Source organism: Moraxella sp. CTOTU47915, assembly GCF_031986685.1.
Taxonomy (GTDB): Bacteria; Pseudomonadota; Gammaproteobacteria; order Pseudomonadales; family Moraxellaceae; genus Faucicola; species Faucicola tetraodonis.
Window position 1 is genome coordinate 50,785 of the sequence record NZ_DAMAAE010000005.1, and the last position, 26,441, is coordinate 77,225.

The 26,441-nt window shown below is 45.6% G+C and carries 24 protein-coding genes, 2 tRNA genes and 1 pseudogene; 13 read left to right on the top strand and 14 right to left on the bottom strand.

The annotated features are described in order from the left end of the window. Window positions 1-71 precede the first annotated feature (71 nt). Window positions 72-560, top strand: coding sequence for a hypothetical protein (locus RTL34_RS05475; RefSeq protein ID WP_159676776.1), 489 nt, complete (start codon window positions 72-74; stop codon window positions 558-560). Window positions 561-653: 93 nt separating this feature from the next. Here RTL34_RS05475 and RTL34_RS05480 read toward each other — a convergent pair whose 3' ends face one another. The 4 genes from RTL34_RS05480 to hisF form a co-directional block, all read right to left on the bottom strand. Next, entirely contained in the window at window positions 654-1,181 is a 528-nt protein-coding gene (locus RTL34_RS05480) for a dihydrofolate reductase (RefSeq protein ID WP_312115256.1), read from the bottom strand. Window positions 1,182-1,224: 43 nt separating this feature from the next. Continuing rightward, window positions 1,225-2,085: a thymidylate synthase gene (locus RTL34_RS05485; protein ID WP_144918432.1), complete on the bottom strand. Its 861-nt coding sequence runs from the start codon at window positions 2,083-2,085 to the stop codon at window positions 1,225-1,227. Window positions 2,086-2,116: 31 nt separating this feature from the next. Further along, window positions 2,117-3,016 (bottom strand): prolipoprotein diacylglyceryl transferase, encoded by a 900-nt coding sequence (gene lgt, locus RTL34_RS05490; protein WP_100285369.1) that lies wholly within the window; start codon window positions 3,014-3,016, stop codon window positions 2,117-2,119. Window positions 3,017-3,145: 129 nt separating this feature from the next. After that, window positions 3,146-3,904 (bottom strand): imidazole glycerol phosphate synthase subunit HisF, encoded by a 759-nt coding sequence (gene hisF / locus RTL34_RS05495; RefSeq protein WP_036600629.1) that lies wholly within the window; start codon window positions 3,902-3,904, stop codon window positions 3,146-3,148. Between the two features lie 92 nt (window positions 3,905-3,996). Between hisF and RTL34_RS05500 the strand changes: the two genes are divergently transcribed. From RTL34_RS05500 to RTL34_RS05515, 4 genes and pseudogenes are all read left to right on the top strand, one after another. Beyond that, on the top strand, window positions 3,997-4,980 hold the full coding sequence (locus RTL34_RS05500; RefSeq protein ID WP_312115265.1) for a homoserine kinase: 984 nt from the start codon (window positions 3,997-3,999) through the stop codon (window positions 4,978-4,980). Window positions 4,981-4,983: 3 nt separating this feature from the next. Continuing rightward, window positions 4,984-5,751: a DUF3800 domain-containing protein gene (locus tag RTL34_RS05505; protein ID WP_065253845.1), complete on the top strand. Its 768-nt coding sequence runs from the start codon at window positions 4,984-4,986 to the stop codon at window positions 5,749-5,751. 138 nt (window positions 5,752-5,889) lie between these two features. Next, window positions 5,890-6,774: a class II glutamine amidotransferase gene (locus tag RTL34_RS05510; RefSeq protein ID WP_203172463.1), complete on the top strand. Its 885-nt coding sequence runs from the start codon at window positions 5,890-5,892 to the stop codon at window positions 6,772-6,774. 1 nt (window position 6,775) lies between these two features. Then, window positions 6,776-7,679, top strand: a pseudogene (locus tag RTL34_RS05515) (histone deacetylase family protein). 106 nt (window positions 7,680-7,785) lie between these two features. Here the strand turns inward: RTL34_RS05515 and RTL34_RS05520 are convergent. The 5 genes from RTL34_RS05520 to RTL34_RS05540 form a co-directional block, all read right to left on the bottom strand. After that, a complete protein-coding gene (locus RTL34_RS05520) occupies window positions 7,786-8,928 on the bottom strand; it encodes an aminotransferase class V-fold PLP-dependent enzyme (RefSeq protein ID WP_312115271.1) in 1,143 nt (380 codons plus the stop codon). Window positions 8,929-9,059: 131 nt separating this feature from the next. Beyond that, window positions 9,060-9,608: a YchJ family protein gene (locus RTL34_RS05525; RefSeq protein WP_312115273.1), complete on the bottom strand. Its 549-nt coding sequence runs from the start codon at window positions 9,606-9,608 to the stop codon at window positions 9,060-9,062. A 1-nt stretch (window position 9,609) separates the two neighbouring features. Then, a complete protein-coding gene (locus RTL34_RS05530) occupies window positions 9,610-10,329 on the bottom strand; it encodes a metal-dependent hydrolase (RefSeq protein WP_312115276.1) in 720 nt (239 codons plus the stop codon). Window positions 10,330-10,698: 369 nt separating this feature from the next. Beyond that, window positions 10,699-10,774, bottom strand: a tRNA-Glu gene (locus RTL34_RS05535). Between the two features lie 35 nt (window positions 10,775-10,809). After that, window positions 10,810-10,885, bottom strand: a tRNA-Ala gene (locus RTL34_RS05540). Window positions 10,886-11,088: 203 nt separating this feature from the next. On the opposite strand from RTL34_RS05540, the gene RTL34_RS05545 reads away from it, so the two are divergent. Then, window positions 11,089-11,715, top strand: coding sequence for a DedA family protein (locus RTL34_RS05545; protein ID WP_312115278.1), 627 nt, complete (start codon window positions 11,089-11,091; stop codon window positions 11,713-11,715). Window positions 11,716-11,735: 20 nt separating this feature from the next. Here the strand turns inward: RTL34_RS05545 and RTL34_RS05550 are convergent, their stop codons facing one another. After that, window positions 11,736-12,191, bottom strand: coding sequence for a DUF2059 domain-containing protein (locus RTL34_RS05550; protein ID WP_312115280.1), 456 nt, complete (start codon window positions 12,189-12,191; stop codon window positions 11,736-11,738). Between the two features lie 133 nt (window positions 12,192-12,324). Here RTL34_RS05550 and gltX point away from each other — a divergent pair, with 133 nt between their 5' ends. The 7 genes from gltX to glmS all read left to right on the top strand — a co-directional run bounded on the left by gltX (window position 12,325) and on the right by glmS (window position 20,146). Next, complete coding sequence (gltX, locus tag RTL34_RS05555) at window positions 12,325-13,842, top strand: glutamate--tRNA ligase (protein WP_312115282.1); 1,518 nt, start codon at window positions 12,325-12,327, stop codon at window positions 13,840-13,842. 158 nt (window positions 13,843-14,000) lie between these two features. Beyond that, window positions 14,001-14,516 (top strand): 6,7-dimethyl-8-ribityllumazine synthase, encoded by a 516-nt coding sequence (gene ribH, locus RTL34_RS05560; RefSeq protein WP_312115285.1) that lies wholly within the window; start codon window positions 14,001-14,003, stop codon window positions 14,514-14,516. Between the two features lie 9 nt (window positions 14,517-14,525). Continuing rightward, a complete protein-coding gene (gene nusB, locus RTL34_RS05565) occupies window positions 14,526-15,086 on the top strand; it encodes a transcription antitermination factor NusB (RefSeq protein ID WP_100285232.1) in 561 nt (186 codons plus the stop codon). A gap of 54 nt (window positions 15,087-15,140) precedes the next feature. Then, window positions 15,141-16,106 (top strand): thiamine-phosphate kinase, encoded by a 966-nt coding sequence (gene thiL / locus RTL34_RS05570; protein ID WP_312115289.1) that lies wholly within the window; start codon window positions 15,141-15,143, stop codon window positions 16,104-16,106. 14 nt (window positions 16,107-16,120) lie between these two features. Next, entirely contained in the window at window positions 16,121-16,720 is a 600-nt protein-coding gene (locus tag RTL34_RS05575) for a phosphatidylglycerophosphatase A family protein (RefSeq protein WP_312115292.1), read from the top strand. 46 nt (window positions 16,721-16,766) lie between these two features. Beyond that, window positions 16,767-18,125 (top strand): bifunctional UDP-N-acetylglucosamine diphosphorylase/glucosamine-1-phosphate N-acetyltransferase GlmU, encoded by a 1,359-nt coding sequence (gene glmU, locus RTL34_RS05580; RefSeq protein ID WP_312115294.1) that lies wholly within the window; start codon window positions 16,767-16,769, stop codon window positions 18,123-18,125. Window positions 18,126-18,307: 182 nt separating this feature from the next. Continuing rightward, the gene (gene glmS, locus RTL34_RS05585; protein ID WP_312115296.1) at window positions 18,308-20,146 is read left to right on the top strand and encodes a glutamine--fructose-6-phosphate transaminase (isomerizing); all 1,839 of its coding nucleotides are present in this window, start codon (window positions 18,308-18,310) and stop codon (window positions 20,144-20,146) included. Between the two features lie 55 nt (window positions 20,147-20,201). Here the strand turns inward: glmS and RTL34_RS05590 are convergent, their stop codons facing one another. From RTL34_RS05590 to acs, 4 genes are all read right to left on the bottom strand, one after another. Next, window positions 20,202-21,989 (bottom strand): FMN-binding glutamate synthase family protein, encoded by a 1,788-nt coding sequence (locus RTL34_RS05590; RefSeq protein ID WP_312115299.1) that lies wholly within the window; start codon window positions 21,987-21,989, stop codon window positions 20,202-20,204. A gap of 140 nt (window positions 21,990-22,129) precedes the next feature. After that, the gene (gene fghA / locus RTL34_RS05595) at window positions 22,130-23,014 is read right to left on the bottom strand and encodes an S-formylglutathione hydrolase (RefSeq protein WP_096489461.1); all 885 of its coding nucleotides are present in this window, start codon (window positions 23,012-23,014) and stop codon (window positions 22,130-22,132) included. A gap of 42 nt (window positions 23,015-23,056) precedes the next feature. Then, the gene (locus tag RTL34_RS05600; RefSeq protein WP_312115466.1) at window positions 23,057-24,166 is read right to left on the bottom strand and encodes an S-(hydroxymethyl)glutathione dehydrogenase/class III alcohol dehydrogenase; all 1,110 of its coding nucleotides are present in this window, start codon (window positions 24,164-24,166) and stop codon (window positions 23,057-23,059) included. Window positions 24,167-24,423: 257 nt separating this feature from the next. Further along, window positions 24,424-26,373, bottom strand: coding sequence for an acetate--CoA ligase (gene acs / locus RTL34_RS05605; protein WP_312115304.1), 1,950 nt, complete (start codon window positions 26,371-26,373; stop codon window positions 24,424-24,426). Window positions 26,374-26,441: the final 68 nt, after the last annotated feature.

Below are 26,441 nucleotides of genomic sequence, written 5' to 3' on the forward strand. Positions count from 1 at the left end.
AGTTATAAATTAGATTTGAATTCATTTAGATTCAACAACTCTTGCCCCAATGATTTACAGTGAGGTTTACGATGGCTCATCATGAAGTCGTGGAAAACAATGTCAAAAAAGAACTTAGTTATTCTTTAATTGGCGTTTTAGCGTTTCTAGGCGTGGTTTTATTAATCCTTATTTCAGCAATTGTTCGCCCTGCTGGTAACCACGTTGACGTTGCAAAACTCAATGCTGAAGTGGAAGCCAAAGCCGCCGCATCTGCTGCCGCCGCTGCCAAACCAGCGGGTTCGACGCCTGCGGCAACCTCACCTGCGGCAGGTGAAACCACCACCGCCACTGCCAATGCAGACACCGCAACAGGTCCAAACGCCACGGTTGCCAGCCCAGACAATGCCTCTATGACGCCATCTTCTGCACCAACGGCTACTGCAAAGACATCGACCATTGAAGCGCGTAATGCCTCAACGGCTGAAGCCAAAGCAGAGATTAAAGCCAAAACAGGTGAAACCCCAAATATCGCACCACCTGTTGCCTCAGCGGTCAAATCTCAAGAACAATCAAAATAAGACATTGATACCTACATAAAAAACCACAGCTACATAAAAAAACCACGTTAGATAACGTGGTTTTTTTTGTGCGCTAAGTCGCCATTGTCAAACTTAAGCTTTTTGGTAAGTGACAAACTGATAGCTTAACGCGCTTTGCTCATCCGTGAATTTTTCACTTTCTGATGTTTTGACAAAATCACTGGTAATCTCTGGATAAAACGCCGCTGCATTGTCAATCACAGTATCGACATGGGTGATTTCTAAGCGATCACTAAACAGTAGGGCTTGTTGGAAGACTTTTTCGCCACCAATTACCCAAATCGTTTGCAAACCTTTACCATGGGCGAGCGACGAGGCTTGGGTCAGTGCGTCATCTAGGTTGTGCATCACAATGACGGCATCATCATCCACTTGGTAGTCCAAATTGGTGGTAATCACAAAATTGGTACGGTTGGGCAGGGGTTTTGCCCCCATGGATTCAAAGGTCTTACGACCCATAATCACGATACCGCCACTGGTATGTTTTTTAAAATGTTTCAAGTCCTCAGATATATGCCAAGGCAATTGATTGTCTTTGCCAATGGCGCGGTTTTGGCTCATCGCCACGATTTGGGCGACTTCCACATTAGAATAACTCATGATTTATCCTTATTGTTGTGAGTTTTGGCATTGGGCTGCAAGCTTATACGGAGACTTCAGCCTTAATTGTGGCATGGCTTTGATAATTTTCAATTTTTATATCGTTAAAATCAAACGCAAAAATGTCAGTAATGTCAGGATTGAGCCAAAGTTTGGGTAGGGCAAACGGCTCGCGGCTAAGCTGCTCATGCACTTGCTGTAAATGATTGTTATAGATATGACAATCACCGCCCGTCCACACAAACTCACCGACGCCAAGCCCCGTCACATGGGCTATCATATGGGTAAGCAAGGCATAGCTGGCAATGTTAAAAGGTACCCCCAAAAACAAATCCGCCGAGCGTTGGTACAACTGACAAGATAATTTGCCATCTGCGACAAAAAACTGAAACAGGGTATGACAAGGGGGCAAGGCGACTTCGTTGGCCTCCAATGGATTCCAGCCAGAGACAATCAAACGGCGCGAGTTTGGGTTGTTTTTGATTTCATTGACCACCCAACTGATTTGGTCAAAACCGTCTGAATGGTAGCTGCCGTCCGCTTTTTTGCTTGCCCCGAAGTTGCGCCACTGGTGTCCGTATACCGCGCCAAGTTCGCCTTCAGGCTTGCCAAAGCGGGCAGTTTGCTCGGCGGTTGCCCATTCATTCCAAATGCGTACCCCATTGTCCTGCAAGTATTGGACATGGGTATCGCCTTTTAAAAACCAAAGCAGCTCATAGATCACGCTTTTGGTATGGATTTTTTTGGTGGTCAGTAGTGGAAAACCCTCATTCAAATCAAACCGCATCTGCGCGCCAAAATAGCTGATGGTACCCGTGCCCGTACGGTCGCCTTTTTGTATGCCGTTATCTAGCACCAGTTTCAGTAAATCCAAATAGGCTTGTTCGTTTTTTGACGTAATCATGGGTGATGAGTTCCTTGGTTAGTTTTCTTTGTTAGTCCACATTCTTTTGACTGCCCCAATCATAGATTTGGTTTTTATACGCCCAAATCAATAAAACCAAACCACCGATAATCATCGGTAGGCTTAACATTTGCCCTTTTGTCATCCACCCTAACAAAATAAAACCTTGGTCAGCATCAGGTTGGCGGAAGAATTCGGTAATAAAACGCGCAATACCGTAGCCCATCACGAATAAGCCACTGACTGCCATACGCGGACGCGGCCGGCTGGCAAACCACCAAACCAAAACAAACAGTACCACGCCTTCAGTAAAAGCCTGATACAACTGTGACGGATGGCGGGGGAGTAACAAATAATTGTTGCCATCAATCATAAAGGTTTGCGCAAGGCTTTGCAGGGCAGGGCTTTGTTTGAGCAGTTCATTGTCTTCATTGACCGCTTGCGGGAACAGCATCAGCCAGTTGTAACCACCGTCAGACACCCGACCCCACAATTCGCCATTGATAAAATTGCCAATACGCCCAAACAGTAGTCCGGTTGGCACGCAGGGAATAATAAAATCTAGCACATTCCAAATGTTCTTTTTATATTTGCGGGCAAAAAATAGCATTGCGATGGCAACACCCAAAAATCCCCCATGAAACGACATACCGCCTTGGTTGATTTTGAACAAATACATCGGATTGGCTAAAAATTCGCTTAATTGATAAAACAGCACATAGCCGATACGACCGCCTAGAATCACGCCCATCGCCCCATAAAATACCAAGTCAGCGACCATGTCGGCATTCCAGTCTGGGCGTGATTTAGTGCGATACCAAGCCAACGCATAAGCGGCAGCAAAAGCCAGTAAATACATCAGCCCGTACCAGTGGGCTTGGATAGGTCCCAAATGCAGAGCGACAGGATCCCATTGCGGGTGAGTTAAAATTAGTGGAAACATGGCAATTTAGTCATTATCGAAAATGCCAATATCATAGCAGTTTTGGCTAGTTTGGGCTATTTTTTGTTGTGCGCTTTTAGTTATTACCAACGGCTATCGTTCTCACAAGGCGCACCGTTACAAACGCATTTCAATGCCTTGCTGTGCCATAAACTGCTTGGCTTCCCCCACGGTATATTCGCCAAAATGGAAAATACTCGCCGCTAGTACCGCATCAACACCACCTTGCAGCACCCCATCTGCCAAGTGTTGCAAATTACCGACGCCACCCGAGGCAATCACTGGCACATTTACGCTATCGGTAATGCGCTTCATCAAGGCGATATCATAGCCGTTTTTGGTACCATCTGAGTCCATCGAGGTCACAAGCAGTTCACCCGCCCCAAAACCTGCCATTTTTACCGCCCATGCCACCGCATCAATGCCAGTCGCTTTGCGTCCCCCATGGGTAAAGATTTCCCATTGATTGTCACCCACTTTTTTGGCATCAATCGCTACTACGATACACTGACTGCCAAAACGTGCTGCCGCTTCACCGACAAATTCAGGGTTAAAAATTGCCGCCGAATTAATTGATACTTTATCCGCGCCCGCGTTTAGCAAGTGACGAATGTCATCGACTTTACGCACCCCGCCGCCCACGGTCAGCGGTACAAATACGGTTTCTGCCATGCGTTCTACTGTGTGATAAGTGGTGTCGCGTCCATGATGGGTAGCGGTGATGTCCAAAAAAGTGATTTCATCCGCGCCCTGTTCGTTGTAGCGCTGCGCCACTTCAACAGGGTCGCCCGCGTCTTTGATGTCGACAAATTGCACACCTTTGACCACCCGGCCATTGTCAACATCAAGGCAAGGGATAATTCGTTTTGCTAACATATTCGATTTCCTTCTATAATAGCCGTAAGTTTATCAAATTTACTTTGCCATTACCGCAGTTTTATCGGTGTGCTGCGCTTCAAGGATGCCTTATGTCTGTATATACCCAGTTGACTGACCAACAATTCAGTGATTTTTGCCAACAATTTGGCGTGGATTTTGCCAAAGCCATACCTATCACACAGGGTATCAAAAACAGTAATTGGTTTATTGAAACAACCACGGACGAAGCCGGCGAGCCGTCTTATGTATTTACCTTGTTTGAAGAACGCAAACCGCATGAAATTCAAAAAATGGCGATTATCCTAAACCGCTTAAAAGACCAGCTACCCGTAGCCGCACCGCTAGCCGCCAAAAACGGCGAGTTTTTGCTGTATTTTGACAACAAAGCCATTGTAGTGTCACCAAAACTCTCGGGCGGTCACCCGAAAGCAACCACACCTGATATGTGTCGTCAAATGGGCGAGGCTTTAGCCGTTCTTCATCAAACCTTGCAAACCTTGACCCCTGCACAAAACTATGGCGTTGAGTTATATCCTTGGCATCTGGTGCGTGACCGTGAAACCAAGTTTATGCCAAGCGATGAAGCCAAACTGATGAATGATATTTGGCAAGCCTACGAAACTGTAGCGAGCAAAAATTTGCCAACAGGTTTATGTCATCTAGATATGTTTGCCGATAACACGCTGTGGGATTTTAGTGATGAAACCCAGCCAACACTCACAGGTTTGCTTGATTTTACCGAAGTCAGTGTTGAACATTTTGTGATGGATGTGGCGATTACCATTAATGATTTTTGCACCACTTGGGGTAACGCCAATGATGGCGAAGCGGTGAATTTTGATGACGCCAAAATGCAAGCGTTTTTACAAGGGTACGAGAGCAAACGCGCTTTGAGCGATGATGAGAAAGAGGCATTGCCGATTATGCTTGCCATGGCGGGCGTGACGTTTTGGCTGCTGCGTTTGAATGTGATTTATTATAACCGTCAGCAAGGTCGTACGGGCGATAATATTATGGTGAAAAATCCTGATTTGATGAAACGCTTGGCGGCATACCATTGGGCGAGAAAATAACAAATGTATATTGTTTATGTTGATGAAAGTGGTGATATAGGATTACAAAATAGCCCTTCTAATTATTTTTGCTTGAGTGCAATCATTATTCATGAAAGTAAGTGGGACCAAACCTTGAATTCAATCATTGACTTTAGGCGGTTTCTGAGAGAAAAATACGGGTTCAAATTACGTGAAGAGATTCATTGCTCACATTTTATTCACAAACCTGCTGAGTTCCAACGAATCGCCAAATCCATGCGTTTAAGATTATTGAGAGATGTAATTGATTTTCAAGCAAATTTATCAAACTATCAAATCATCAATGTAGTGGTAAATAAAAAGAATAAACAAATAGGCAGTGACATTTTTAATTTGGCATGGCAAACTTTAATTCAACGTATTGAAAATACATTGCAGTATCGAAATTTTATTGGTTCAACGAATATTCAAGATACTGCCATGTTATTTGTTGATAAAACTGATGAAGTCAAGCTAAGAAATCTCACCCGAAAAATGCGGCGTTATAATCCCGTTCCTAACAGCTTTAATCTAGGTGCTGGTTATCGTATCTTACCAACTAAACTAATTATTGAAGACGCAATTCATAAAGATTCTGCACATTCTTATTTTATTCAGTTAGCAGATGTTAATGCATATTTTCTCAGTCAAAAGTTTCAACCAAATCAGTATATTAAAAGAAAAGGTGGTAAAAATTACCTTGACCGCTTGCAACCAGTATTATTTAAACAGGCAAGTAAGAAAGATTTACTAGGAATTGTTATTCGCTAAAAAAGAAAGGTTCAGCTTTCGCTGAACCGATGAGTCCTACTGTAAAGTCTAGCTTTAGGTCAGACTACATCGTTATGATAGCATTTGCTATGAAATAGTTCAAGGAACTAAACCAAATATTACAAAAAGTGAATTTTAATGTGCCAATTATTAGGAATGAATTGTAACACACCCACCGATATTCATTTTAGCTTTGCGGGGTTTCGTCAGCGGGGCGGGCAGACCGATATCCATACCGATGGGTTTGGTATTGTGTTTTTTGAAAAAAATCCCGACCCATCGCAGTGTAATCGTAAAGCTGGGATACGTCAATTTCACGATGACAAGCCAAGTTTCTGCTCACCGGTGGCGGATTTAGTCAACAGTTATCCGATTAAGGCGATGAATGTAATTAGCCATATTCGCAAAGCCACGCAAGGCACAAATTGCTTGGCTAATACCCACCCCTTTGTCCGTGAGGTATGGGGCGAGGAATGGGCGTTTGCGCATAATGGGCAGCTGCAGATGGGTTTTATTGACCAGCTCAGTCCTGTGCCCACCCACTATCAGCCCGTAGGTACAACCGATTCGGAGATGGCATTTTGTTATCTGCTCAATCGCCTCAAATCACAATTTAGTGAGCCGCCCAGTGACGAGGTGTTATTCCAGTTTTTGACCACGATTTGTCGTGAGTTATCGGCGTTGGGCTTGTTTAATTGTCTCATTAGCAATGGCGATTGGCAGCTAGCGTATGCAGGAAGCTTGCTGTTTTTTATCACCCGTAAAGCGCCATTTGGTGAGGCAAAACTCGCTGACAGTGAGCTGGCGATTGATTTTAGCGAGGTAACCTCGCAAACCGATAAAGTGACCTTGATTACTACCATTCCTTTGACTTACAACGAACACTGGCAACAGCTGTATGTGGATGAATGTTTGATGTTTCGGGATGGCGATATTTTATTTAAAGATACCCCTGATAATCCGATCCGCTTAACCATTGAAGAAGGCATTGCCATCGCCCGCAAAGTGGGGGCGAGCTTATAATATGATAAAGGTCGCTTATTCTGATATTTTCAAATATGACGTCCCCGAACGCCATCGTTTTCCTATGCAAAAATATCCGATGATTGCGGCGCGGTTATTGGCGGAGGGTACATTCACCCCAGCCAATTTTTTTGCCCCGCAGCGATTGAGCGAAGACGAAATTCTCACCACACATACACAAACGTACTGGCAGCATCTAAAACACCAAACATTGCCCGCCAAAGACGCGCGTGCCATCGGCTTTGAGATGACGCCAAGGCTCGTTGAGCGGGAACGTGTGATTGCCCACGGCACTTATGAATGTGCCCTATTCGCCAAACAATTCGGTGTCGCGCTCAATATCGCAGGCGGTACCCATCATGCGTTTGCCGATCATGGGGAAGGATTTTGCGTGTTTAACGATGTGGCGGTGGCGAGTAATTTATTGTTGGCACGTGGACAGGCGACCCAGATTCTGACGGTAGATTTGGACGTCCATCAAGGCAACGGTACAGCGCATTTGATGGCAAATGAACCCCGAGTATTTACCTTTAGTATGCATGGCGCAAAAAAACTATCCGTTTCGCAAGCAAGCATCTGATTTGGATATTGATTTGCCAAACGAGACAGGCGATGAGGCGTATTTAGCCATATTAATGGATACGCTGCCTAGACTTATTGCAAAAGTGAAACCCGATATGCTGTTTTACCAGTCCGCTGTGGATGTGCTCGCCACCGATAAGCTCGGTAAACTTGCGCTCACCCGTGACGGCTGTGCCAAGCGTGATGCGTTTGTATTTAGCCAAGCCAAAGCCCATGGAATTCCAGTGGCGGTGGTGATGGGTGGCGGCTACTCAGAAAACATCGACGATGTGGTGGAAGCCCATTGCAATACCTTTCGCATCGCAAAAACGCTATATGAGTAATTTTAAAGCAATAAAAAAGCCCTGTTACAAAGAGCTTTTAAATTGACAGAGCTTTTAAAATAGACCGTTGTTATGCTAGTCAATGCGCTAATGCATACGCTGATAATTAAGCTAATACTTTCTCAAGCGCTTGCTTAAAACGGCTGACTGTGCCGTCGACATCTGTTAATTTATCTAATCCAAATAGCCCTAAACGGAATGTTTTAAAGCTGTCGGGTTCGCCAACTTTCAGTGGCACACCACCTGCAATTTGTAAGCCTTGGGCTGCAAATGCTGCACCTTTGTGCATATCATCACGCTCAGTATAGACCACAATCACACCCGGCGCTTGGTAGCCTTCAGCTGCGACGCTGATAATATGATGTTGATTGAGGACAGAGAGTACTTTTTGACCCAATTCAAATTGGGCGCTTTTGAGTTTATCAAGTCCAATCGCTTCGGCTTCTTTGACGGTATCGCGGAATTTGGTCAGCCCATCGGTTGGCATCGTCGCATGATACGCATGACCGCCATTTTCATAAGCGCGCATGATAGTGAGCCACTGTTTGAGATCCAGTCCAAAACTGGTCGATTCGGTGGCTTCCACTTTGGCAACGGCTTGTTCATTCATCATCACTAGCCCCGCACATGGCGTGCTTGACCAGCCTTTTTGTGGGGCAGAGATGAGTACATCAATGCCCAGCGCTTTCATATCAAGCCATGCACAGCCTGAGGCGATACAGTCAATGACCAGTAAACCACCGACACTATGCACCGCATCGGCAAGTTGTTTGATATAGTCATCAGGGAGCATCAAGCCTGCCGCGGTTTCGACATGCGGGGCAAATACTACCGCAGGTTTTTTAGATTGAATCTCAGCGACAGCCGCCTCGATTGCCACTGGCTCAAACTGCTGTTGTTGCCCAATTGAATCGCTGTTGTCACCGATGTGTGCGGTCAGGACAGTCACATCATCCGTGATACGACCTTTTTCAAGGATTTGCGTCCAGCGAAAACTAAAAAAACCGTTACGGATGATGAGCACTGTTTGGTCAGTGGCAAGCTGGCGCGCAACCGCTTCCATACCGTAAGTCCCTGTACCGGGCACGATTGCCACCGCATCGGCGTTGTACACGTTTTTTAAGCTTGTGGACAAATCATTCATCACGGTTTGGAATTTTTTGGACATGTGATTGAGCGAGCGGTCGGTGTAGACCACAGAGTATTCTAATAAACCGTCTGGATCAATATCTTGGCGTAGCGCTGGCATGGGACTCTCCTTTAATATCGTTGTCTTTATCGCAAAATCGCAAATAAAATTAGTCTAGCAAAAAAGCCCTTTTAAAAAACAAAAAAATTGTAGAGCGGTTGTTAAAGTTTTTGTTATCAATGGCGCAGCGATTAAGCCAAAAACTGTCCGCAGCAGCGTTTGTATTTCTCACCACTACCACAGGGGCAAGGTTGTTTTTGGGTGATAGGCATGACCACTGTCGGATCCAAAAAATACCAACGGCTGGTGCCATGGGTGGGAATATTCACAAAGGTGGATAGCTCATGATGGACGCCTTTGCTGTCTAAACCTTTCTTGTCTAAAGCAGCTAAATCCAAACTCGGGGAATGCACAGCCGATGCATTAGGCAAGTGAAAGTAGGCTTTAAACTCCACTTGTGCATGACGTTTGCCAAGTTTTGCTAGATGGTTGATGACTTCAAGTCCTGCCCAATCGGTCTGCTGCGCCCAGTCGCTAATCGCTTGGGTGTCCAGCAGCGGCTGCTGAAAAGGCGCGGTGGTGGCAACGATATATTTGACATGTTGAAGCACAAATGCCGCGTACCGAGCGCGCATTAGCTGTGCGGCGGTATCGGCGAATTTTTGCCCCGAATGCAGGGGCGCACAGCAATCAGCATAAGACAGTGTAGAGCCGCACGGGCAAGGTGATGTATGTATCATGTTAATGAATGTTCGGTAGGTTGATGGCAGTAGGCAAGATATTTTTCTTTAAAATAAGCCAACTAATCGGGTCTTGTAGCGTCTGCCAAAATAGTTTAAACGGCGGAGCAAATACAATTAGGGCAGCCAACACGGCATATAAGCCCAAATACCAGCCTACTTGATCGAATTTAAACACTTTAAACGCGGTACCAAAAGATTTTTTGACGCTCAGCCCTAACAGGTTGACGCTAAACATCTCATCTAACAGCAGATGAACAATGGCGCCAAACATCAAAAACAGCCCTAAAAACCAACTGATAACAGCGCCTTGCTTAAAGCCATAAAAGCTGGCGTACACGAGGGTCATCGCCATAATCCCTAGATAGGGAATCGAGTGCACGATGCCACGATGCACCGTCAATTTGCTATATAAATTAAACACACCGTAGCGCATCAACAAATAAGATACTAACCACAATACAGCCAATGCAACCAACGAAAACTGCCCGACACACAAGATAACAATAAAAAATGCGCTCAACAGCGATATGACATTAAATCCTACGGTCGCGGGTACCGAGTGATCCAAATCAATATCGGGCAGCAAGCCACCAATGGTACCAGCCACCACACACATCAAATATTCAGGCGCGGTCAGCATCCCTGCCTTATAAATCACCAAGCCAGTGACGCCACTTGCGACAAAAGCCACGCTTATGTGGGTGTTAAAATTTGCCATAGTCTTCGCCCAGTTTCCCAATAGCTTAAAATCAGCGAGTCAATACTCGAGTGGTAAAATCCCGAGTGGTAAAATTTAGTAGCTTAAATCAAGTAGCTTAAATCAAGTAGCTAAAGGCAGATAGCCAAAAAATCATTTATCACATACGCAATTGCGCGCTCAATTATATGCTAATTTTGATGACAAAGCGTCAACTGAGCGCAAGGAAAATTGATTTTGTGGGGTGGGGCATGGAGAAAAGCAAAATGCTGTAACCTATGTAACCTAGGATGTGGCAAGGCAACACTATATACCACAAAAGCCTACGACAAACAGACAGCAAAAACAAAAAAGCCATCGTCCGTCAGACAATGGCTTTTTTAAAATTAGTGGCGTCCCCACGGGGATTCGAACCCCGGTTACCGCCGTGAAAGGGCGATGTCCTAGGCCTCTAGACGATGGGGACGCAATCGCACGAGGTGCTCTAAGCAGACTTAATAGTGGTGGAGCTAAGCGGAGTCGAACCGCTGACCCCTTGCATGCCATGCAAGTGCTCTACCAACTGAGCTATAGCCCCATTTTGGGAATTATTTAGACTGCTTTGCCTAAGAGTGCGCGTATTTTATTGAAAACTGATTTTGCTGTCAAGATGATTTTTGCCTAAAAACACAAAATTTTTACCCATTCTTGCTATAATGATGCGTTCTTTATGTTACCTTCATATAACGACTGTAGATTAGTTATATTTTGTTGTTTTGTCTAAAATTATAAGGATAGCCCATGTGGTTGGTTGATTTTATTTTGCATATCGGTGACCATTTACAAGAATTGGTCAAAAATTATGGCAATTGGATTTATGCGATTTTGTTTGCTATTGTGTTTTGCGAGACGGGTCTGGTGGTGTTGCCATTTTTGCCAGGGGATTCGATGTTGTTTGCCGCAGGCACCATTGCTGCAGTGGGCGATATGAATATCTTTGTGCTGATGGGTTTATTGATTGTGGCGGCAATATTGGGTGATTTTGTCAATTTTGAGATTGGCAAACACTTTGGGCAAAAGTTATTTTCCAATCCCAATTCCAAGATTTTTAAGCAAAGCTATTTGCAAAAAACCCACGATTATTATGAAAAATACGGCGGACGCACCATTATTATTGCCCGTTTTATTCCCATTGTGCGCACTTTCGCGCCGTTTGTAGGCGGGATGGGTAACATGAATTATGCCCAGTTTGCTCGCTATAATATCGTTGGCGCGGTATTATGGGTGGTATCTTTTACCACGCTAGGCTATTTTTTTGGTCAATTACCTTTTGTCAAAGAACATTTTTCGTGGATTATGATTGCCATTATTGTGTTTTCGGTGGTACCAATGATTGTCGAAATCATTCGCCATCGCAAGGATAAATAAATCACTTTGATGAAACGGGATTAGGTCGTTGCGTCATATTTTTTCATTAGTTGTTGAATATGCTTAATTTGAATATCTTTAAGCTTTTCTGAGAGGTGCTGATTTTTCTTTAAAATACTTTGCCCTTTTGGTGTTTTATAAAAGTTGATTAAAAGCTCCAATTCTTGCGAAGTGTAAGTATGCTGATAGACGATTGCCATTTCTTGTTCGACATCGACGGCTTTTAAGTCATTTTTAATGCTATTGATTGTTACTAATTCTTCAGTAGCAGCGTTCTGAGTAGATGTTTTAAAGGTTTCATCAATCAAAGCTAACCATTGACCCTTGATATCATTGAGTTTTACCCATTCTTGGGCTAAATCTCGTTGTTTTTCATAGGCATATATAGATGCTGTATGTTGAGAAGCAGGGATGGTTTGAGCAAAAGCGTCGGTGCTACCTAATAACATTGCCAATAAAATGATTTTTAGCTTCATTATTTCTCCTTTTGTTTTTTCTAGTTAGTTTATCATAACATTTCGATAAAACTCGCTTTGAACATTGATTTATAAATCAATGCCAATCGGCTATAATAACTCCCAATTTTCAAATTTAGCATTAGATAACCCCATGTCACAAGTTAAACTACAAACACAAAAAGTCCGCACCCGCATTGCCCCAAGCCCCACAGGCTTTCCTCACGTTGGCACCGCCTATATCGCGCTATTTAACCTTGCCTTTGCCAAAGCGCATGGCGGCGATTTTATCCTACGCATTGAAGACACCGACCAAACGCGCTCCACAGCGCAATCTGAACAAATGATTTTGGACGCCCTGCGCTGGGTCGGTTTGGACTGGGCAGAAGGTCCAGACGTGGGCGGTCCACATGCACCGTATCGCCAAAGCGAGCGTAAAGACATCTACAAACAATACGCTGAAGAACTGTTGGACAAAGGTCATGCGTTTCGCTGTTTTGCCACCAGTGATGAACTCGACCAAATGCGAGCCGAACAAATGGCGCGGGGTGAAACGCCAAAATATGACGGTCGCTATGCGAACCTTTCCCGTCAACAATCGGATAAGCTCGCCGCCGAAGGCAAGCCATTTGTCATTCGTATGCGTGTGCCAGATGAGGGTGTATGTAAGTTTGACGATATGCTACGTGGGGAGGTCGAGATTCCTTGGTCACAAGTGGATATGCAAGTGCTACTTAAAACCGACGGTCTACCAACCTACCATTTGGCAAACGTAGTCGATGACCATTTGATGCAGATTACCCACGTCATCCGTGGCGAAGAGTGGATTAACTCTGCCCCAAAACATCAACTGTTGTATAAATATTTTGGTTGGGATATGCCCGTACTCTGTCATATGCCGCTGCTCAGAAACCCCGACAAATCCAAACTATCCAAACGCAAAAACCCAACGTCTATCACTTATTACCGTGATGCAGGCGTGTTGCCAGAAGCCTTGCTTAATTATTTGGGACGTATGGGCTACTCCATGCCCAATGAAGCCGAAAAATTCACGTTGGATGAAATGATTGCCAGTTTTGACATCAAACGGGTGTCATTGGGCGGTCCGATTTTTGACGTGGAAAAACTCACTTGGCTCAATGGCGAATGGTTGCGTTCTCTGTCACCCGAAGCCTTAAAAACCAAAATTCTTGATTGGGCCAATGACAGCGACAAACTTACCGCGATTGCCAAAGCCATTCAGCCACGCATTAACTTGTTGTCGGATGCGGTGAATTGGTCGGGCTTTTATTTCCAAAACTTGCCAACCATTAGTGAGGTGGACTTTGAGCATAAAGTGTTATCCACTGAGCAAACCGTGGAGATTCTACAACTTGCGCAATGGCAGTTAGAAACCCTGCCTGTATGGACGGAGGAGAATATCCAAGCGGTATTGTCTGGCTTGGCAGGCGAGATGGGCATTAAGTTGCGTGATTTTATGTCACCATTTTTTATTGCCATCGCAGGTAGCAAGTCCAGCACGCCTGTGATGAATTCAATGTATTTGATTGGGGCGGATATGACATTGCAGCGCCTGCGTCATGCCATTGAGGTATTGGGCGGTGTCAGCAAGAAAAAAGCGAAAGAATTGGAAAAACGTCATAAAGCATTACCAAGCTTTTTCACCCAATAAGCTTAATTGTTTTGTATAAAAGTCCGTCGCTGTGGCGGATTTTTTATTTTAATGGAAGTAACCTAGGGTCATGCTAAATAACATGAATAAACCTAACAAAAATGGTATCATACCTAGCAAAATCAGATTCTAATTTTTACAATTTAAAGGTAATCATCATGGCAAATATTCAAAACGAACTCGCCCAAGTACAGCATATCAGCGGTGAATTACACACCAATGCCCACGCCAAAATCGGTATGGTGGTAGGACGTTTTAACAGCTTTGTGGTAGAAAGTTTGGTCAGCGGCGCGATTGATACCTTACTGCGTCATGGTATCGCAGGTAGCAATATTACTGTCGTGCGTGTGCCGGGTGCTTGGGAAATTCCGCTGGCAGTTGCCCGTATGGCACAAACCGATAAATTTGACGCTATCATCGGTTTAGGCGCGGTGATTCGTGGTAGCACGCCGCACTTTGATTTTGTCGCTGGTGAATCTGCCAAAGGCTTGGGTGCGATTGGTTTGGATTATGACGTGCCTGTTATTAATGCGATTTTGACCACAGACAGCATCGAACAAGCCATTGAGCGCTCTGGCACCAAAGCAGGTAACAAAGGCTCAGAAGCAGCCATGGTCGCGCTTGAGATGATTAACGTGTTGGGTCAAATTGACGCACAAATGGCGGGTGAATAAGGTAGCAATATGACTGACAATTCAACCAACACCACACCAGAACAGGCGAGTCAAGACAACGCCGTCAATTATAAAACCAGCCTGACCGCGATTCGTAAAGCACGCCGTTTTGTGGTACAAGGGTTATATGAGTGGCTGTTGACAGGCAACCCATCGCACGAAATCGAAGCGCATACCCGCAGTGAGAATGCCATGCACACGGTGCATTTGGGCTATTATCACGAGCTACTGAGTAAAATCATTGAGCAAAGCGATGACTTAATCGCCTATATCGACAGCCTACTTGATCGCCCTTGGACACGTCTAGATAAAGTTGAGCAAGCGGTATTGCTTGTCGGTGCCTATGAGATGAAGCAGCACTTAGAAGTGCCTTACAAAGTAGTGATTGATGAAGCCATTCAGCTCAACACCCATTTTGGCTCATCAGATGGTTATAAAATGATTCATGTGGTGATGGATAAAATCGCCAAAGACGCGCGTATGCCTGAAGTAGAAGCAGATGCCAAAAAAGCCAAAACAGAGGATGCGCCGCAGCCGCCATCGCAAGCGACCACTGAAGAAGAAAAATAATACCGTAAAGGGCGTAGCCAATATGCCCTTTTATGCTCGATACGGATGGCTAAGATGTCCGAATTTTCTTTGATTTATCAACATTTTCAACACTGTACACGCAAAAATCCCTTGACCCAAGTGGGTATTGGGGATGATTGCGCAATAAGCAGCATGCCGAGTGATTGCGAACTGGTGAGCTGTATTGACACGCTGGTTGCAGGTCGGCATTTTCCCTTATCAACATCCGCTTATGCCATCGGCTATAAATCGGTCGCGGTCAATTTATCCGATTTGGCAGCGATGGGAGCGATACCCTATGCGATATTGCTGGGTATTAGCTTGCCTGTTAAGCTTGCACATGATGACTGGCTCAAACCATTTACCCAAGGTATCGCGGATATTTGCAACCGATTTGATGTCGAGCTCATCGGTGGCGATACCACCCAATCAAACACTTTAACCATCTCTGTCACTGCACTGGGCTTTGTGCCAGCTGGGCAAGCTATTACCAGAAGGGGCGCGAAAGTCGGTGATATCATCTGTGTGAGCGGTGAAATTGGCTCAGCAAGTTTTGCGTTACAGCAAATTTTAGACGCTGAAGAATCTGAGCAGCACAATACTGCTTTACAATCAATCGCTTTACAGCCGGCACTCGATTTACCTGTTCCGCAAGTTGAGCTCGGGCAAAAATTACGTGGGTTTGCCCATAGCATGATTGATATTTCAGACGGGCTAGGGCAGGATTTGGGTCATATTCTAACCGCATCACAGTTGGGCGCGGTGGTCGATTTGGCCAATATTCCAACGCACCCACGATTACAGGCTTTGCCAAATGCTGATAAGTGGCAACATCAGCTCAATGGCGGTGATGATTATCAGCTGTGTTTTACTATGAGTGAGCAAAGTTTTGTCAAATTTAATCAACAGTTTTCGGATAAAATTTTTGCCATTGGCAAAATTGTCACAGAAAACGGCTTGAGGCTAATTTATAATAACCAACCAATTGAATTTTCGATCACTGGCTATCAGCATTTTTAGCCAAAGAACTTCCTATGACTCAACTGCATAAACCCGACGTCCGTAAAGCCAATGTTTGCCCGCCTTGTCCGCCAACCGCGAACGTTTGGGAAAAACTGATTTATTGGCTCGGTATCGGCTTAGGCTCAGGATTGCCAAAGCGCGCTGCTGGGACGTGGGGCACAGTGGGCGGACTGGTGGTTGCCATTCCGATGTTGTGGCTAGGGTTTTGGGGGTTTTTGGCAGTTACAATAATCGGCTGTCTGGTCGGTAGTTATATCTGTGGCAAAACATCGGATTTGATGGGTGTACATGATGACCCGCATATCGTCTGGGATGAATGGGTCGGGATGTGGATTTCGTTGTTGCCTTTAAAGTATTGTTATCAATTTAATCCATTTGGTGTTATGGATTATTATCAAATGGATACATGGTTAGGCTTATGGCAATGGTTTCATTTATTGATCGCTTTTGTTTTATTTCGTTTTTTTGATATTCTAAAACCCTTTCCGATTAAATGGGTGGATAAAAATGTGAGCGGCGGTTTTGGTATTTTGATTGATGACATTTTGGCGGGGCTGATGGCAGGGGTTGTGCTAATAGTCTTTGTCAGTGTGCTCGTTACTTATGTTTAACCTGTTGTATCATTAAAATTAGTTTAAAAAAGAATAAGGGATTCCCATGACCAACTTAACCACCATCATCATGGCAGCGGGCAAAGGCACTCGCATGAAATCGAGCAAGCCAAAAGTGCTACAACCGCTGGCAGGCAAGCCTTTGCTACATCACGTACTCACCACTGCCAAACAATTGGGTAGCCAAAAAAATATTATTATCTATGGTTTTGAAGGTCAGCAAGTCAAAGATGCCTTTGCCGATGAACAAATTGATTGGGTCGAGCAAGCTGAGCAATTGGGCACGGGTCACGCGGTGCAGATGACTTTGCCAGTGTTGCCTACGGATGGGAAAAGCTTGATTTTATCAGGGGATGTGCCACTCATTGGCGTCGATACCTTAGAGAAATTGGCAAATACAGACAGCCGTTTTGCCATGCTAACCCTAAACTTAGCCAACCCATTTGGCTTGGGTCGTATTGTGCGTGACAACGACCAAGTAATCGCCATTGTCGAAGAAAAAGATGCCAGCGATGAGCAAAGACAAATCACTGAAATCAATAGCGGTGTGTACTGTGTCGCCAATGATATTTTGCATCGATATCTCAATAACTTGACCAATAACAATGCCCAAGGCGAATATTACCTGACCGATATCGTCAAAATGGCGGTAGATGACGGCATCGAAATCGCCACCGTATCGCCGACCCATCAGTTTGAAATAGAAGGCGTGAATGACCGTCTGCAGTTGGCAAATCTAGAGCGTACTTGGCAAACACATCAAGCTAAAGCGCTGATGCAACAAGGGGTACATTTGATTGACCCAAGCCGTTTTGATTTACGCGGTTCGCTCAAAGTTGGCAAAGATGTGCAAATTGATATTAATGTCATCATTGAAGGTGATTGTGAGATAGGTGATAACGTCAAAATCGGCGCAGGTTGTATTATCAAAAACAGCAAAATCGCCAGTGGCACTGTGGTGCAACCTTATAGTCTATTTGACAATGCGGTAGTAGGCGCAGACAACCAAATCGGACCATTTGCCCGTCTGCGCCCCAATGCGGTCACTGACAAAGAGGTGCATATCGGTAACTTTGTGGAGCTTAAAAACACCCAAATGGCAAGCGGCGCCAAAGCCAATCATTTGGCGTATTTGGGTGATGCCACCATTGGACAAAAGACCAATATCGGCGCAGGCACGATCACTGCCAATTATGATGGCGTCAATAAGTTTAAAACCGAAATCGGTGATGAAGTTAGAATTGGCTCAAATGCGGTGCTGATTGCCCCTGTGACCATTGGTGACCGCGCCACCATTGGCGCTGGTAGTGCCATCAGTAAAGCCTGCCCTGCTGAAAAACTGTCCATCGCCCGTGGCAAACAAGTCACGATTGAGGGTTGGCAACGTCCTGAAAAAAAATCTTGATATTTGAATTTTTGCCTAAATTTAACAGATTCTTGCTTGATACCATAAACTTGCTTTATACGATAAAGCTGTTTGGTTAAGCAACAATAAAACAATCTAACGACTGTGTAAACGGGGGGATTGTTTTTCACAGCAGTCAAAGTTGATTGCTCACACCAAAAACTGGATACTAAGGAACAGTTATGTGCGGTATCGTTGGCGCCATTCGTGCGCAAGACAATGTGGTAGATTTTTTAACCGATGGCTTAAAACGCCTAGAATATCGGGGTTATGACTCATCGGGTATTGCAGTGCAAACCGATGAAGGACTCAAACGCGTGCGCCGAGTGGGGCGTGTTGCCTTGATGGAAGCCGCTGCCAAAGAGCGCGGCGTCTACGGTCACACGGGCATCGGTCACACACGCTGGGCCACCCACGGCGGCGTCACTGAGCCAAATGCCCATCCGCATATCTCGGGTGATTTGATTTCGGTGGTACATAACGGCATCATCGAAAACTTTGAAGCCGAGCGCGCTCGCCTTCAGCAAAATGGCTATCATTTTGAGTCACAAACCGACACTGAGGTCATCGCCCATGCGGTGCACCAACACTATGTACAAAACGGCGGTGATTTATTCAATGCAGTACAAGCGGCGACTCAGCAATTTCATGGTGCGTATGCGATTGCTGTGATTGCCAACGATATGCCACAAAACATGGTGGTGGCGCGTATGGGCTGTCCATTACTCATTGGCTTAGGTGAGCATGAAACCTTTATCGCATCGGATGTCTCAGCAGTTGTCGCCTTTACCCGTCAAATCATGTATCTTGAAGATGGTGATATTGCCCAGTTGACCGCAGATGGCGTGGCACAAATGATTGACAAACAAGGCAATCCAGCGACCCGCAAAGCCACTACTTCGCAAGTGTCCTTAGCGTCTCTTGAACTAGGGGCTTATAGCCACTTTATGCAAAAAGAAATCTACGAGCAGCCAAAAGCGGTGTCAGATACCGCCGAAATCTTTTTGGATGCCGGGTTTATTGCTGAAAACTTTGGTGAAAATGCTGAAGCCGTTTTCAATGATATCGACAGCATTAAGATTCTTGCCTGTGGCACGTCGTATTATGCTGCATCGACCGCCAAATATTGGTTGGAAAGTATTGCCAAAATTGCCACCGATGTCGAAATCGCTAGCGAATACCGTTATCGTGAGGTGATTGCCAATCCAAAACGATTGATTATCACCATCTCGCAATCAGGGGAGACGCTAGATACCATGGAGGCGCTAAAATACGCACAAGCCTTGGGTCACAAACATAGTCTATCCATCTGTAATGTGATGGAATCTGCCTTGCCTCGCGCCAGTGAGCTAGTAGTCTACACCCGAGCCGGTGCGGAGATTGGGGTCGCCTCAACCAAAGCCTTTACTACCCAGTTAGTGGCTTTATTTGGTTTGGCGGTGACACTCGGTCGTGTGCGTGGCTATGTGGATGACACTAAACTGGTCGAATACACCAATGCGCTGCGCAGCTTACCCAATGATATTCAATATGCGCTCAATCTTGAGCCACAGATTAGCAGCTGGTCAAGCAAATTTGCTGATAAGCCAAGCGCGCTGTTTTTGGGACGTGGTATTCATTACCCGATTGCATTAGAAGGCGCATTGAAGCTCAAAGAAATCACCTATATCCATGCAGAAGCCTATCCCGCTGGCGAGTTAAAACACGGTCCACTGGCATTGGTTGATGAAAATATGCCTGTGGTGGTGATAGCGCCAAATGACAGCCTACTCGATAAAGTCAAAGCCAATATGCAAGAAGTCTCGGCGCGTGGCGGTGAGTTGTTTGTATTTACCGATCTTGACAGTGATTTTTCCGATAGTGAAGGCGTACACGTGATTCGCACCCCACGTCATATTGGCGTGTTATCGCCCATTGTACACACCATTCCTGTACAGTTGTTGTCTTACCATGTTGCGCTTGCCAAAGGCACAGACGTTGATAAACCCCGTAATTTGGCCAAAAGCGTCACGGTGGAATAAACTAAGCTGACACAAAAAAACTGCTAATCGTTAGCGGTTTTTTTTGGAAAAAGTATTAAGAAGGGTCATCATCGTAGGTATAATAGCTATTTGCGGTTTCATCAAAGCTGTCGATACGTTCAGGATAATTGCCTTCATTAAAGCGCTTTTCGTTATGGTCATGGGCGTGACGCACATCGTGATTGTAAGCAATTAACGCCTCGTTATTTGCCAAAAAACTATCAGGATTTGCCATGACCCACATTTGGTTAAAAACATCTGAGCGCGCCGATAAATTCAGTAACACGCCAGGTTCCGTAAAATAATAAAACTTGGATAATAGCTTAATCTGCCCATTTTCCAGTCGTCTGGCGATATGATACGCTTGTAAATCTTTTGGGTGTTTTAAACCCACCGCACCGACAATCGCTGCCAATGATTTAAGCGTGTTTTTATGAAAATTATAGACTCGCTGTGCCTTATCAGGAATATGTAATGCCCGCTGACGATAGGGGTCTTGGGTGGCAACTCCAGTTGGGCATTTGTTGGTATGGCACGCGCGCGATTGGATACAGCCTACCGCAAACATAAAGCCACGCGCGGAGTTACACCAATCTGCACCCAGCGCTAGCATGCGAGCGATATCAAAGGCAGAGATGATTTTACCACTGACACCGATTTTGATTTTGTTACGCACCCCCGCACCCACCAGTGTATTGTGCACAAGCAAAAAGCCATCGAGTAGGGGCATGCCAACATTATCCATAAACTCAACAGGCGCAGCCCCTGTACCGCCTTCTGCACCATCAACCACGATAAAATCAGGGTAATTATCTGCTTCAATCATGGCTTTGACAATCGCCATAAACTGCCAAGGCTGTCCGACACACAGCTTAAAACCAACCGGCTTGCCCCCTGACAATTCACGCAGCTGTTGCCAAAACTGCACCATCTCACGCGGGGTAGTAAAGGCTGAGTGGCTCGCTGGGGAAATGCAGTCTGCATCCATCGGCACATCACGGGTTTCGGCAATTTCCGGGGTGATTTTTTCTTTGGGCAACACCCCGCCTTTACCAGGCTTTGCCCCTTGCGACAGCTTGATTTCAATCATTTTGACTTGCTCAATGCGCGAGCGTTCAGCGAATTTTTCGGCGCTAAACGTGCCATCGTGATTACGGCATCCAAAATACCCGGTACCCAGCTCCCAAATCAAATCGCCGCCGTGTTCTTTATGGTACGGACTAATCGCACCTTCACCTGTATCATGAGCAAATCCACCGAGTTTTGCGCCCTGATTGAGCGCTTCGATTGCCGCGGCTGAAAGACTGCCAAAACTCATGGCAGAGATATTAAACACCGACATCGAGTAGGGCTGCAGGCATCGTTCACCGCCCACCATAATACGAAAATTGGTTTCTTTGAGGGGGTAGCTAAGGGTGGATTGTAAAAACCATTCTTTGCCAGACTGGTATAGATTTTCTAAGGTACCAAAGGCATTGGTATCACTGACGTTTTTGGCACGTTGATAAGCAAGCGCACGCTGCTGGCGCGAAAACGGCACGGCGGCTTGGTCATCTTCAATCAAATACTGGCGCAGTTCAGGTCGAAACTCTTCCAATAGATAACGAATATGTCCCGAAATTGGGTAGTTACGTAAGACGGCATGGTGGACTTGTATCAAATCATAAATGCCCACCACAAAGCCCACCAGACCAATCACTATCAGCCACCATTTAAGTAGCACAATCCCCAACGCAAGGATAGCAAAGGCAATGACAAACACGCTGTAGCGAAACACAACGCCTTGCAAATAGGGCTCTTTATGGGTAGGGGTTACCGTGATATCAGTGCGCTTGTCAACCATGACAATCTTCCTTATCAGATAGGATCGCGGACAAAATAATCATCGCAAATTTGTGGTTATTTTAAATGTCGGAGAGGGGAATGCGATTACAAAATGGTCAATCACTTGTCAGCCGTGTGCGCCGACAAGTGATTGTGTGATTAAGCTTGAAGGGCAGCGGCGTGGTGAGCAAAATGGTCAGCGATAAAACTACTGATAAAATAGTAGCTATGGTCATAACCGTCGTGCATACGCAGCGTCATCGGATAATTGGCATCCTTGGCAGCTTGCGCAAAAAGCTCAGGTTTGAGCTGCTCAGCCAAAAACTCATCCCCACTACCTTGGTCAATCAATAGCGGTAATTTTTTGCTATGCGCAGACTGTTTCATCCACGCTAAGCTATCGTAGTTTGCCCAGGTGCTTTGGTCATCGCCTAAGTAAGCGCTAAAGGCTTTTTGTCCCCAAGGCACTTGTGACGGTGCGACGATGGGTGAAAAAGCCGACACGCTGGCATAGCGCTGCGGATTGCGTAGGGCAATCATCAGCGCGCCATGTCCACCCATACTATGACCAAAAATACTGCGCTGGTCACTGGCTGGGAAATGCTGTTCAATTAGATTAGGCAACTCATCGACGATATAATCATACATCTGAAAATGCGTTGCCCAAGGCGCTTGGGTGGCATTCACATAAAAGCCTGCCCCTTGCCCCAAATCATAAGCGCTGTCATCAGGCACATCATTACCGCTAATATCAATACCCCTAGGACTGGTATCGGGTGCTACCACAATCACGTTGTGACGACTGGCATACTCAGCAAACCCAGATTTTTGAATAAAGTTTTGCTCAGTACACGTCAGCCCTGATAGCCAATACAGCACCGCACATTTTTGAACTGTTGTTTCAGTGGTTTTGGCTGCTTCATGGGCGATGGCTTTGGGTGGCAAATAGATGGCAAATTTCATCTCCGTGTGTGTGGTAGCACTGGTATGCTGCCACACTTGTAGGTCACCACCGTGCAATTTATGCGATTCAATTTTTTTCATGGTGAATTTCCCATTCTTTATAATGCCAAGTTTGGTAATGGTTTAGTAATGCAACACTGAACGAATGGACTCACCTTTATGCATCAACTCAAATGCGGTATTAACATCTTCAAGACCCATGGTATGGGTGACAAAACGTGCCAGTTGGATATCACCGTGCATGGCTTGCTCCACCATACCTGGCAGTTGTGAGCGACCTTTCACCCCACCGAATGCAGAGCCTAACCAGCGGCGACCTGTCACTAGTTGGAACGGACGAGTGGCAATCTCTTGACCTGCAGCCGCGACACCAATAATCACGCTTTGACCCCAGCCACGATGCGCGCATTCAAGTGCCGAGCGCATGACATTGACGTTACCGATACATTCAAAACTGTGATCCACACCCCAACCTGTCATCTCAACAATCACTTGTTGAATGGGTTGGTCATAATCTTTTGGATTGACAAAATCGGTCGCGCCAAACTCACGGGCTAACTCAAATTTGTCGGGGTTGGTATCAACCGCAATAATGCGGCCTGCTTTGGCAAGTTTGGCGCCTTGAATAACAGCAAGCCCAATACCGCCAAGCCCAAACACCGCGACGCTATCGCCTTCTTGTACTTTAGCGGTATTTTTTACCGCACCTAGTCCTGTGGTCACGCCACAACCTAATAGACAGACTTGCTCAGGATTGGCTTTAGGATTGATTTTGGCAAGCGATACGTCAGCAACGACAGTATATTCACTAAACGTTGAGCAGCCCATGTAATGATAAATTGGCTGACCCTGATAGCTAAAACGGGTAGTACCATCAGGCATCACGCCTTTACCTTGGGTGGCACGCACCGCGACGCATAGATTGGTTTTGTCACTTTTACAAAATAAACATTCACCACATTCAGCCGTATACAGCGGAATGACATGATCACCAGGTTGTACACTGGTTACCCCTTCACCGACTGCCATCACAATACCTGCGCCTTCATGACCTAAAACCGCTGGAAAAACCCCCTCAGGGTCATCGCCACTCAAGGTGAATGCGTCCGTATGGCAAACGCCCGTATGAGTAATTTTGACGAGTACTTCACCTTTACGCGGTGGTTCAACGTCGATTTCGACGATTTGTAATGGTTCTCCCGCAGCAAAAGCTACCGCAGCACGCGATTTGATAGGTTTGCTAAAATCTAATGGCGCTGTGGCCGCAGTCATATCAGTCATCGGTTTATCCTTGTTATATTGGTTTTATTAAAAATGCCTTTGGTCGGCATTATAACATAACCAATTATCGCATGATTAAGCTTGAAATTGTAAGCAATTGGGTTTAATTAAATCATCATTAAAATTAAAAATTTGAATTGGATTTTTAAAAATATTTAACAATTAAAAAACGCCTGTAGCTACAGACGTTTTCTAAATTTGGTAAGCCACTAAGCAGGTTGTTTATCGGCTTTAACCACATTGATAAGGTTATCAACCACCTCTGGTTCTGCCAAGGTTGAAGTATCGCCTAAACCTTCAAATTCATGCGCGGCAAGTTTACGCAGAATACGGCGCATGATTTTACCGGAGCGCGTTTTTGGTAAGGCTTCGACCAAATATAGCGAGTCTAAGTTGGCGATTGGACCAATCTCACCACGGACATGACGGTTGATTTCACCTTTGAGCATCTCGCTTGGCTCTTCGCCTGACTTTAAGATGACATAAGCGGCAACGCCTTGGCCTTTAAGCTCATGCGGCATACCCACAATAGCTGCTTCAGCGACGGAAGGATGCGATACTAACGCACTTTCAATCTCTGCCGTACCTAGGCGGTGACCAGATACGTTTAAGACATCATCCACACGACCTGTGATCCAATAATGACCGTCTTCATCGCGCAGGGCACCATCACCTGTGAAGTAAGCGCCTGGATAGGTGCTAAAGTAAGTTTCTAAGAAGCGTTTATGGTCTCCCCAAATGGTACGCATTTGACCTGGCCAACTGTCTTTGATGATTAAGTTGCCTTCAGCAGCACCCGTTAATTCAGCACCTTCGGCATCGACAATCGCTGGCTTGACGCCATACAGCGGATTCATCGCGGAGCCTGGTTTGAGATCAACCGTATTGGGGATTGGCGTCATCAAAATACCCCCTGTTTCAGTTTGCCACCAAGTATCGACAATCGGACAACGACCTTCGCCCACCACGTTATAGTACCAGTTCCAGGCTTCAGGATTGATAGGTTCACCCACTGAGCCCAACAGACGTAAGCTAGAACGGTTTGATTTACGGACGTAATCATCGCCTTCTTTCATCATCGCGCGAATGGCGGTTGGTGCAGTATACAAGATGGTAACGTCATGCTTATCAACGATATGACCGATACGCGCCCAATCTGGGTACTGCGGCACCCCTTCAAACATCACGGTTGTTGTGCCGTTGGCAAGCGGTCCATACACCACATAGGTGTGACCGGTGACCCAGCCCACATCCGCGGTACACCAAAATACGTCATTGTCTTTGATATCAAACACGTCACGGAAGGTGGATAACGAATAGGTCAAATAACCACCGGTGGTGTGTACCACGCCTTTGGGCTTGCCAGTTGAGCCTGAAGTGTAAAGCAAAAATAACGGGTCTTCGGCATTCATTGGTTCTGGTGGACAGTCTTCCGACGCATTGTCGATTAAGTTGTGATACCAAATGTCGCGGCGACCGCTCATTGGGATGGATTCACCGGTACGGTACACCACAATGACCTTTTCAACACATTCGGTGCCGTCATGGTCTAGCGCACGATCCACATTTTGTTTAAGCGGCGTATGTTTACCGCCACGCACAGATTCATCAGCGGTGATGACAATTTTTGATTGGCTATCGATGATACGGCTGGCTAGACTGTCTGCTGAAAACCCGCCAAATACCAATGAGTGAACCGCACCAATCCGCGCACAAGCCAGCATCGCAACCGCCGCTTCAGGAATCATCGGTAAATAAATGGTGACACGGTCGCCTTTTTTGACGCCTTTACGACGCAGTGCACTACCAAGGCGGCATACTTCTGAATGTAGCTCTTTGTATGAGATGATTTTGTGAAGTGAGGGATGATCGCCTTCCCAAATAATCGCAGGTTTGTAAGGGTTTTCAGCGACATGACGGTCAAGACAGTTGACGGAGAGATTAAGCTCACCATCTTCAAACCATTTAATGCTAAAATTGTTTAGATCATAATTGACGTTTTTGATTTTGGTGGGTTTTTTTATCCAATCAACCCATTCAGCGCGTTTTGCCCAAAACGCTTCGTTGTTTTCGATAGATTCTTGATAGGTCTCGGCGTATTTTTGGGGAGTGGTGTTGGCTTTAGCGGCAAATTCAGCGCTATGAGGGTAGCTCTTCATAAAACATTCCTTGTTATGACAGGTTGGAGGGGTAATACTCTAACTGGCTACGAACTGACAAACGGCTC